Below are 10,434 nucleotides of genomic sequence, written 5' to 3' on the forward strand. Positions count from 1 at the left end.
CCCCGTTCTAGGCTGAAGTCGGTATGAGTCAAGTAGTGGTCATAATCGTGCATTCCCTGGAAAATGAATCCGTAGATGGGATTGGGATACACAGAAGAATCATAACTATCGGCAGAGACCCAAAGATGATTTTGCTCAATATCAGCAAACATCTCTTCAGCGTTGATGTAACGCATGTAATCTGAAAATTGTAGATTCAAGGGCAGTTGATGGAACTCGTCCATCAACCAGTCACAGAGTTGGGCGATGGTTTCGTCAGAAATCTCGGCTGGCTTGCCTTCTAAATATAGTTTGGCAAGAGTTTCCTTTTGAGAGGTGGTTATGGATTCGGTTGTATTTGTTTGTGTGAGTGTCATATCGCTACCTTCCCAACCTGGAACTATCTTTAATTTGACAGGTTTCATTAATCACTTCTCTGAGCTAGCTCATAATAGGAAGACAAATAGTCAAGTCTTTTCATTGGGGTGGTTCAACGATGCGAATCACAATTGAACAGCTACAGCAACTCCCTCTTTTTTCTGGGCTAGATTTCGATCATCTGGTACAGTTGCAAACTCATGCTACGGTAAAACCGTATTCGCGTGGAGAGATTATTCTGCATGAGGGCGATCGTTTGCCTGCTAAGAGGATGTTTTAAAAGTCTTCCTGGGTGTATCCAACCACTCAGACCACCTAGAGACCGCTACGACAGAATCAGGGTTTATGGATTTTAGATTGCACCACTGAGTCGTATTTGAGGCTCAAGACGACCCTTTTAAAACATCCTCTAAGCTTTTTGCTATCCTCAGTGGCAGAATTGAAATCAAGAAAACCGCTGCTACCGGTAAAGAAACGATTTTGCGGATGTTGCCCGCTGGAGAACTCTTTGCTGCGCCAGCGCTGTTTGGCAATGGTGTGGCTCCGGCAACAGTAGTGGCCGAACAGGACTGTCAAATTCTCACGATCGAACGGACTACTCTACTAGAAATGATTCAGAACACTCCAGAACTGGCGTTGCAGATTATTGCAGTCCTGACGGAACGGCTCCAGCATCTCCATCAAGTCGTGCATGGGTTGGCTTCTGAGCGGGCGATCGTGCGGTTGGCGCAGTTTATTCAGTCGGCGGCGATCGCTGAAGGAACAGATGTAACGGAACAGGGATTGCAGTTGCGATCGCGACTGCCCTACTACCAGATGGCTCGCTGCATCGGAATTACCTATGAAGAATGTGTCCGGTTATTCAAGCAGATGGAGGCGATTGTGACTTACCGTCGGGGTGGTAAGATTCTGGTGTTAGACCAGACAATGCTGGAAGCGATCGCCAACGGGCACATTGAGTAAATCCTCAAGGTGAATCAGTATCTAAGCTTCACTAATTTGCTCGGCTTGATCTGCGATGAGTTCAATTACGGAATGCGGGCTTTTGAAGGTTTGCCGTGCTTCTGGTTTCTGGAGTGCCCCCATTGTTTTTACATGTTCTCCTTCATCATCACGGATGTTCACAAACACATCGTAGAGATTATCTACACTAGGGCGACGGAAATGATGATCGGAGGTAAACTGAGTTTCTTCAAACATGTAGAGGTCGCCATCGCGGTAGTAGTTAATGGCAACTTGGGGAGCGGGTTGAGTTTTTAGTTCCGTTTCGTGGGTTTTCAAGTGGTCGTCATAGGTATGGTAGGCATGAGCCTCGATCAGTTCCATCAAGTAGTAGGCATACCTGGGAGACAGCATATAAAGCGGTACAACTACCCAGTAGTAAGCAACGGCAATGTGTTGGGCGATAAAGCGATCGCCCCAAAGTCGATTGCCGCCCAGTGACTCCATAATCAACAAGTGATGTAATTCGTTCCAGGTTTCAGCGAAGTGAACTTTCAACAAATCTGCTTTGCGCCAGAAACCCAGCGTTTCGTAAAGATGCAGCACTGAGAGATAGGAAAAATAAGGTACACGGGCGATCGTTTCCAGCACATAAAACCGGGCGTAGGAACGGTTGCCGTAGACGACATCCACAATAAAAACGAAAAAGCTGACGATGAATCGAATCAAAACTTTCATGGTGTATGCCTCCAAAAGCAGACATCGATTTGGAGTTTAGAACCCCCATTAGAGAAATGGTTTGAAGCGGCTCGCAGGTGCAAACCGAGCCGTTTTCGGCTCATTTTGGAGTTTAGAACCCCCATTAGAGAAATGGTTTGAAGCGGCTCGCAGGTGCAAACCGAGCCGTTTTCGGCTCATTGTTCCTCTAGACCAGTTAGTTCTGCCACTTATTTGGCGTTTGGCTCTGCTAAGTAGGGAAAATGGGCGCGGAAGCCATCAGGCTTACCGACTCGGTCTGAGAAGGGTGTATTGGCAAGTAGGCTTAAAATTAGGTCAGGTGTATCGTCTGCCAGTGCTCGACCATTCCTGCCAGCAAAACCATAGCCAATCGGTAACTGTGGGTTATAAGTCAAAACATCAGGCAAGAGAAACTGTACCACTTGCTGCCCATAAGCTTGAGGATCGGTTGTCGTACCTGCGAGTTGTGTCACCTTTGCGGTAAAGGCAGCGATCGCTGCCCCATATTTGGCAACGTCGTCTCCGGGCAACGATTTGTTGTAAGCATCCTTCAGGTGCTCATCCTGGATAAACACCTGCTGAACCAGTGGAGTCGCCGCCCGGTTGATGGTCTTCCACTTGCCCTCATGCTGAATGGTTGTGGTTCCCCAGAGCTGAATCGGTTCGGCACTGAGGTCAGCGGTAGGCAGTTCTAAGACGATCGCCGTCACATTATGCCCTGCTAAAGCATTTTCAGCCGTATCAAACACACTGGGATCAAATCGGTTTTCTTCAAGAATCATCTGAGCAAATTGCCCAAACGCGCCCAGGTTGAAGAAGAAAGGGTCAGCAACTAGCCCTGCCCACAGGCGACCACTATCACCGATCGAAATCACGTCGCCCGTATTGCCCTCTGCGATCAGATTGCCATGACTATCAAAATCTGTGGCGGCACTTCCCTCCAAGCGGTGCAGTTCGATCTGCTGAATGCCTTTGGAGTTGGGTTCTCCAAATGTAACGCGGTAATCCAGATCTTCGATTACGTCAGCATTGGTATCAATTTTGAAATCATAGAGCGCGCCTGCTCGAAAGGTGGTTGGCGATACTTCACCCGCTAGAGGATTGACTGCCATAATCAAAACGGTGGTGTTTTCTGATTCACCTGCAAACACATAGACATCAGTAATGTCTACTCGTCCATCTTCCTTAGCCGTTGGGGAATCGAGATGGTGTGACATAGATTTGTATACTCCTTCTTTAAGATCAAAAACTCATGAGACTTCTTCTAGTTTCGGTGTGGATTTCAACGCCCATAAACCGATCCAACAACCCAGCCCATCAAAGATTGAGGTGAGAATAGCCGTAATTTGAAACAGCAGCCCCCAACTTGTAAAGGATACCTGCGAGACATGATCGGGACTTATCGCAATCAAATGATTGTAAATGCCGAAAAGAACGGCTCCAGCCATTGAACTGAGCAAGAGCCAGTTGCCCAAGCGATCGAACTTTGTCCAGAGCAAAACGGCTGCAATGATCGGAGTCAGAAAAATCACAGCAACAATAAATGAACTCTGCAATAAAGAGAGGGGAACTGGAATCTTCACATGCGCTAAACCATGCAATGCGTGGGCGATCGCATGTAGTACCACAAACGCAATTCCAGCCTGAGCAACCTTCATGCGCTGAAGCCTCCGTCAATCATTAGGCTTGCCCCTGTGATGAATCCGGCTTCAGGACTGGCTAGATAAGCCACCATCCCGGCTGTGTTCATGTTCAATTCTCCTTATGTAGTAGCGTGATTAGCAGCAGAGCCAACCAACCATTCCAGAGATCGGGGCTGAACGTTCAATTCCCGTTTTGCTTTAGCATTCGATACGCCACGCATCTGAGTGCCGTAATAGACCGCATCTGCTCCCCCAATTTGCAGCGCATCTTCAACCGATACCTGGGGTGGTGGTGCAGCATTCAACCATCGAGCATAGACAGGCAGCCACTCGCACACCTTCAAGGGCTGATTATCGGCAATCAAATAAATCCCAGGATTGCCTCGCTCTGCGGCTGCTACGGTGGCGATCGCCGCATCCTCAATGTGCAGCCACGACCATACGCCTTCTCCCTTGCCCACGATCGGAAACTGTTGCTGACGCACCTGATTTGCCACATCCCCATCGGGCGCAAACCAGGTGCCAGGGCCGTAAAAGAAGCCGTAGCGCAGAACAATTCCTTCCAGATCCGATGCTTCCAGCAAACGGTGTTCCAACTCGGTCACAACGTGAGCATCGGCAGCAACCGCTGGGGACTCATCCAGGGCAAGCGGTGTGTCTTCGTCAGCCAGACCCGACCCCGGAACTGCCCAGAAGGCAATCGATTGCCGCAGATAACGCCGTGCTCCGGCGACTTGGGCAGCAGCCAGCACATTGGCACCTCCTTCTAATCGGATGCGCGTATTGAACTCGGCTGCTGCCGTCATCGACTCGCGGGTGTAGGTTTTAGGTAGGGCAGTAAGTTGCTCAATCACAACTTCGGGTTGAGCCTGGAGGATTGCCGCTTTAACGGAATCTGGATCGAAGACATCAGCGATCGCGGGTTCTACTCCCTGTTCTACTAAAGTCTGAGCTTTTTCTGAAGAGCGGGTCAGTGCCACAACCTTGTGTCCTTGGGTGAGTAATTGAGTCAGCAATGGACGCCCGATCGCCCCCGTCCCCCCAGCAACAAAAATTCTCATCTGTAAAGCTCCTGTTTGAATTCGATCGCACTTCAAGGCTTTAGAGATCGCCTTGGTCAGTGCAACCTTGATTTCGTCCGTATCTACTCAAACTGATTCAAACAGCCAGCCGATTGATTTAGCCGCTATTATGCTGGTCTGTAGCTGTTTAGAACAGGTGAGTTTCCCAAGTTAGGCTGCAAGTTAAGGCGCAATTCGTAATTTTAATTTTATTCAGCCTGCGACTGCTCCTAATGCCAAAAGTGCTGCTCGCTGTGCGGGGTTTAATCCCTGAGTACCACAAATATTCATGCCTTCGTAAAGGCGATCGGCTTTCAGGGTTTTGAGGCACTCACCCGTTTTCACGTGCCACAGCTTGATCGTCTCATCCTGGCTTGCACTGGCAAGGATTTGACCATCTGCACTAAAGCTAACTGACGACACCCAGCCCGTATGACCTTGCAGTCGTTTGATACAAGTGCCTGATTGCACATCCCACAATCGCACCTTTTGATCATGCCCCCCGCTGGCAAAGCATTGACCATCAGGACTGAAGGCAACAGACCAGATCCAGCCTGCGTGGTCTTGCAAGTTTTTTAGACACCTGCCAGACTGCACTTCCCAGAACCGAATTCCCTGATCATCGCCGCCGCTAATCAACCATCGACCATCAGGACTGAAGGCAATGGAGCGGACACCACTGGTATGCCCCTGTAAAACTTTCAGACAAGTGCCATCCTGCACATTCCAGAACCGAATCGACAAATCATTACTGCAACTTGCCAGGATGTTGCCAATGCCTGACGGCAGGCTAGCGCCAACGGGGCTAAATGCGACCGACCAGACCCAATCCGTGTGCCCCTGTAAAACCTTCAAACAGATCCCTGTAGAAACGTCCCACAGGCGAATCGAGGTATCAAAGCTACTACTTGCCAGGATTTCTCTCTCTTGAGTCTCTCCGTTGTCAATTCGAGGGCTAAAGCTGAGCGATCGCACACCACTGGTATGTCCCTGTAATACCTTCAGACAGGTTCCCTCGGTCGCATCCCAAAGGCGAATGTGGGCATCATTACTGCTACTCGCCAAAAGTTGGCGATGCGAACTAAACACCACTGAGCGTACCCAATTGCCATGTCCCGACAATACGTTTGAGCACGTCCCATGCTGCCAATTCCACAGGCGCACTAAGCCATCATGGCTACCGCTGACCAGAGTCTCGCCATCTGGGCTAAAGCTGACTGCCCAAAGTCCACCAGGATGTCCCTGTAACACTTTGAGGCAGGTGCCATTCCGCCCATTCCAAAGTCGCATGGAGAAATCTAGGCTGGCACTTGCCAGCATCAGGTCATCCCTGATTTCAGGGTGAAAGGCGACGGCACGAACCCCGCTGGTGTGTCCTTGCAAACGGCTGAGGCAGGTGTCATCGTTGATATTCCACAGGCGGATTGAGCCATCATTGCTGCCGCTGGCTAAGGTTTGCCCATCCGGGCTAAAACTGACCGACCAAACCCAATCGGTATGTCCCTTCAGGACGCAGAGGCAAACTTTCTTCTGGACATCCCAGACTCGAATCGAGCCATTGTTCCCACCACTGGCAAGACGTTGACCGTCAGGACTAAAGGCGATCTCCCAGACGCCACCCGAATCATCCTGTAGGATCGTGTCGCAAGTACCCTCCCAGATATCCCAGAGCCGAATCGTCTGATCCTGACTACCACTTGCCAGGGTTCGACCGTCAGGGCTGAAACAAAGGGAATGGATCGCGCCGCTGTGTGCTTGCAACACGCTTAGACAATCGCCAGTGTGGACATCCCATAGTCGGATGGTTTGATCCTCACTACCCGTTGCTAACAGTTGCGCAGGCTCTAGTGACTGGCTGCCAGCAGGAGTGCAAAAGGTTACAGACCAAACAGCATCGGTATGCCCCTGCAACAGGTGCAGACAGCAACGATTCTGGATGTCCCACAATCGAACCGAACCATCACTACTGCCACTACCCAGGAGCTGATCATCTGAGCTAAAAGCAATTGACCACGCCCACCCGGCTTGCCCTTGTAAGGTTAGAAGGGGTGTACCATCCGCCAACCACAAACGAACATCGCCATCGACATCCCCGGTTGCTAATAGACCATTGGGGCTGAAAGCGAGAGATAATAAGCTATTGAGGTTTTCGGCAAAGATAGACGTGGCGAGATCAGCATTGCGAAAGTTCGTTCCTGCCAAATTAGTCTGACGCAAATCCGCCTGCCATATGGTTAATTCTGAAAGGTCACACCCTCGTAAATCAGCTTGCAGATGCACCAGCAGGTTGAGAAGATTGCCTGCAATATAGTTGGGTTGGTGCGGTGCTTGCTGTTGTTGCCGCTTCAATATGACTTTCAATTGTTGTTCAATGGCTTGTGGGTTGCCAAACTGCATGAGCAATTGTTCAGCGATCGGTTCAACAATGACCCGCTTTTGCATTTCCCGAATGTAGTCTTTGGTCTGGGCTTTAAGCAGTGCATGGGTTTTGAGCCGCTCTGGTGTTTGGGTGGCAATTTCCCCAGAAATGCATTGGACAAACTGATCGGTCGCATACTCCAACACAACAGGCTGTAGAAAGAATCGCTCATCCTCCTTTTCAATCAGCGTAGGCTCCGCCTTCTCGATTAGCGATCGCCGTAACAAAGACTGAATCGCGTCCGGCAACCTGCGTTTAAACGTCGGCGTGACCACATCATCACTTAACTCAGACAACGAGATCGATTCTCGGTTAATCGCTAACCAAAACAGCATTTCCTGTTCAATTTCAGACAGGCGATCAAACTGTCGTTGCAGTAAATCGCGAATGTCATCAAAGATTGCTAACCCCTGCTGCACATAGTTTAATATTTCAACAATTCTGCCATTAAAAAGCTCTTGAGCCGCCGCTGCGACCATCTTCAGCGCCAAAGGGTTGCCACCATAGTGAGTGATTAATATTTCCCATTCCAACTCTGTGCCTGCAAAGGTTCCTTTATAGCGAAACAGTTCTCGTCCGGCCTCTAAATTTAGTCCTTTGAGTAGCAGCGAAGCGCAAGCGCGACGGCCAGTCGTTCGCACCGATCGCTCTGTGCCTTCCAGTACCCCAATCTCTCTGGGTTTTTCGCGACTGGTGAGCAGCAGGCAACTCTGATGGGATGCCTCCCCCAGATCCTTAAACAATTGACCGTACCCTTCATAGCCCACGCGATACTGTCCTGTTTGTCTTGCACTCAAAATCGTTTCAGCGTTATCCAGAATCAACAAACAGCGACAGGATCGTACCCCCTCGATTAGCTTCAGCAGTTTTCCATCCAGGCTGATGGGTAGGGCAACATCCTCCCCCCGTGCTCGCAAAATGACAGGAAGTACACTCTCTAACCACTCCTCCAGGGGCGGTGCGTTTTGCAGCGATCTCCACACCACTACCTGAAATTCTGGGTGAATTTGCTGCACGAGTTTAGCAGCCAGCGTGGTTTTGCCAATGCCACCAATCCCCAGCAGTAGGACTAAGCGGCTGTGTTCCTCCAACACCCACCGCTTCAGTTGCATCAGTTCTTCACTGCGTCCGCAGAAGGTAGAAGTATCAATGGCACTCCCCCAATCTGTTTGGGATGGCTTCGTTTGGACGGTTGCCTCCACTGCTGCAAGGGTAGCAATAGGTCGCGTGTAATCCTGCTTGCTTAACTCCAAGCTAAAGGCACGGAATGCCCACTGTAACGATTGCTTGTCTACGGGGTCTGAGCGTCCCAGGACTTTGGCGATAGTGTTGAGGGATAAGCCCATACGCTCACTGAGTTCTTCTAGAGTGAAGCGATCGCCCGCATTCTCACTCAATTCAGCCTGAGTCTTGGCAGTTTGAAACTTATCCCATCCCTGTACGGTTAGGATCACTCCCCGATAGCGTCTAGTCTTTTGGTTAAGCATCAGAGTTACCTAAAACGAGAAGGAAGCAGTCGCGTCTGGTTCTGCTGCATCACAAAGCCGCATTCAATCGTTGCAACCCCCATGCTGCTGTTCATAGCTGGGTAGCAAGGTTTGATTGACCTTGCCCCGCAATTTATTCCAAGCTGGAATGAGTGCCTCATAATGTTCTGGGTTGACCAGATACAGCGCTTTGCGCAACAGTCAGGCACAATAATGAGACAGAGAGAAGGAGGTTGAATGCCACTTTACTCGATGGATATACGAGAGTAGATTGTCTCAGCCTACGAAGCGGGAAATACCTCAATCCGTAAAGTAGCAAAACGGTTCATGGTCAGTAAAGGGGTGGTGACACGTCTGCTGCACCAGAAAAAGACAACAGGCGACCTCTCGCCCTCGCTGTTGTGCTAAGGCGATCTCATAGCATGAGATGACTGAAACGCCCACTCGTTCGCTGGTTTCTATAATGTTTCGTCAGTGAGATGGAAACCGCTCAATCTCTTGAGTCATCAACCAGAACCAAATGTGGGTATCTAGGACGATTCCTTGAGACATTCCCAGTCCTCTTCATTCACGATCGGACTCACAATGTCACCTAATGTTCTGCCTTTTCCCGCGATCGCAGCAGGAGGCGATCTACGACGTGGAATGTCTTGTGCTTGAGGCTCTGAACCAGCTAAATCAGTAAGACTCAGAGGATGTTTTAAAAGGGTCGTCTTGAGCCTCAAATACGACTCAGTGGTGCAATCTAAAATCCATAAACCCTGATTCTGTCGTAGCGGTCTCTAGGTGGTCTGAGTGGTTGGATACACCCAGGAAGACTTTTAAAACATCCTCTCAGATCATTTTCTGAGTGTTCAACAGTTTTATCTAAAGAAATAGCTTCCTCAAGAATTGTCATAATCACCCGCGCGGATTGAACAGTAGGCTCCTCCGCTAACCACTTCACCTGCCCGTTTTCGTAAATTCCCTCGTAACTTTTCAGCATCGTGATACATCTCCTTATAAGTCCGATCGGGGAACCAATGAATCAAAAGGTTTTCGCTGCTTAGACGGTTGTCTCCCTTTAGAGGGGGCATTAAATAAATTACGGATGAGAATAAACATACTTCCAGCTTCTCCTATGCATTCGCCTTTGGCACTGGTCTGCTAACAGGAGATGGAAGGCTGAAAGCCTCTCTCAACAAGCATCTTCAGGTTTTTAGATATGATTGACTCAAGCTGTTGCTGTATAAGGCTTGTAAAGATTCATCACCGCTTAAGAGACCAGTGCCAAGCCTTGACAGCAACCGATTTGCGGATTCATTCAATGTCATAAATCTCACCTCAGTAATCTGGAATCTGCGTTTTTCAGGCAGATAGATATTCGGCTCGGCCTAGACTGCTGGATTATCCCCTCAAAGGCTTTTCCCTAAAGCTGTTTGCAGCCGGGGTAGGATACTCCGATACTTCTCCAATCGTTGAAAGTCCCGCTCCGTAGGGTGAGCAATGCGGCGAATATTCATGTTATCTGTCATGTCAGCAATTTTGACCCGTAGAGCCATCGGATTATCCATCACCCGTTGGAGATAGGTTTCGTAGTCCTCTCCATCAACTTTAGTGATCGCAGAGATTGCCGCCAGAATTACCTCTGAAAAGCCAGCGGCTGCTAATGCCTCATGGGTTATATCCGAGTCTTCCACGGCATCATGCAGTACCCCGACGATCTTTTGCTCCAGCGGCTCCAGTTGAGCCATGACTCTCAGAGGATGGAAGATATAGGGCTGGCCTGCCTTGTCAACCTGCCCAAC

Annotated in this window: 7 protein-coding genes and 4 pseudogenes; 2 read left to right on the forward strand and 9 right to left on the reverse strand. The window is 49.6% G+C overall.

The annotated features are described in order from the left end of the window. Positions 1-404 (reverse strand): hypothetical protein (locus DO97_RS19215; RefSeq protein ID WP_239651889.1); only part of this gene is annotated, 404 nt, incomplete at its 3' end. A 373-nt stretch (positions 405-777) separates the two neighbouring features. Between DO97_RS19215 and DO97_RS19220 the strand changes: the two are divergent. Then, positions 778-1,320 (forward strand): annotated as a pseudogene (locus tag DO97_RS19220) (Crp/Fnr family transcriptional regulator); the annotation flags it as partial. A 21-nt stretch (positions 1,321-1,341) separates the two neighbouring features. On the opposite strand, the gene DO97_RS19225 reads toward DO97_RS19220, so the two are convergent. From DO97_RS19225 to DO97_RS19245, 6 genes and pseudogenes are all read right to left on the reverse strand, one after another. After that, entirely contained in the window at positions 1,342-2,028 is a 687-nt protein-coding gene (locus DO97_RS19225; RefSeq protein ID WP_036536620.1) for an alternative oxidase, read from the reverse strand. Between the two features lie 218 nt (positions 2,029-2,246). Beyond that, positions 2,247-3,254 carry a DUF4331 family protein gene (locus tag DO97_RS19230; protein ID WP_036536611.1) on the reverse strand — a complete coding sequence of 336 codons (1,008 nt, stop codon included), beginning with the start codon at positions 3,252-3,254 and terminating at the stop codon, positions 2,247-2,249. Positions 3,255-3,287: 33 nt separating this feature from the next. Beyond that, positions 3,288-3,695, reverse strand: coding sequence for a hypothetical protein (locus DO97_RS19235; protein WP_036536612.1), 408 nt, complete (start codon positions 3,693-3,695; stop codon positions 3,288-3,290). Beyond that, positions 3,692-3,778, reverse strand: a pseudogene (locus DO97_RS30405) (SDR family oxidoreductase); the annotation flags it as partial. The gene DO97_RS19235 and the pseudogene DO97_RS30405, both read right to left, overlap by 4 nt. 21 nt (positions 3,779-3,799) lie before the next feature. Beyond that, positions 3,800-4,741, reverse strand: a complete 942-nt coding sequence (locus DO97_RS19240; protein ID WP_036536614.1) for an NAD-dependent epimerase/dehydratase family protein — start codon at positions 4,739-4,741, stop codon at positions 3,800-3,802. Positions 4,742-4,954: 213 nt separating this feature from the next. After that, complete coding sequence (locus tag DO97_RS19245) at positions 4,955-8,647, reverse strand: pentapeptide repeat-containing protein (protein WP_036536616.1); 3,693 nt, start codon at positions 8,645-8,647, stop codon at positions 4,955-4,957. A gap of 270 nt (positions 8,648-8,917) precedes the next feature. Between DO97_RS19245 and DO97_RS27055 the strand changes: the two are divergent. Beyond that, positions 8,918-9,040, forward strand: a pseudogene (locus tag DO97_RS27055) (IS630-like element ISAtsp7 family transposase); the annotation flags it as partial. Here DO97_RS27055 and DO97_RS31520 read toward each other — a convergent pair. Together DO97_RS31520 and DO97_RS24540 are read right to left on the reverse strand one after the other, a co-directional pair. Further along, positions 9,023-9,199 (reverse strand): annotated as a pseudogene (locus DO97_RS31520) (type II toxin-antitoxin system VapC family toxin); the annotation flags it as partial. The pseudogenes DO97_RS27055 and DO97_RS31520 sit on opposite strands and share 18 nt — an antisense overlap. Positions 9,200-10,041: 842 nt before the next feature. Further along, positions 10,042-10,434, reverse strand: a 393-nt coding sequence (locus DO97_RS24540; protein ID WP_036536623.1) for a GTP pyrophosphokinase, incomplete at its 5' end; no start/stop codon positions are given.

It is taken from the genome of Neosynechococcus sphagnicola sy1, from assembly GCF_000775285.1.
GTDB lineage: Bacteria > Cyanobacteriota > Cyanobacteriia > Neosynechococcales > Neosynechococcaceae > Neosynechococcus > Neosynechococcus sphagnicola.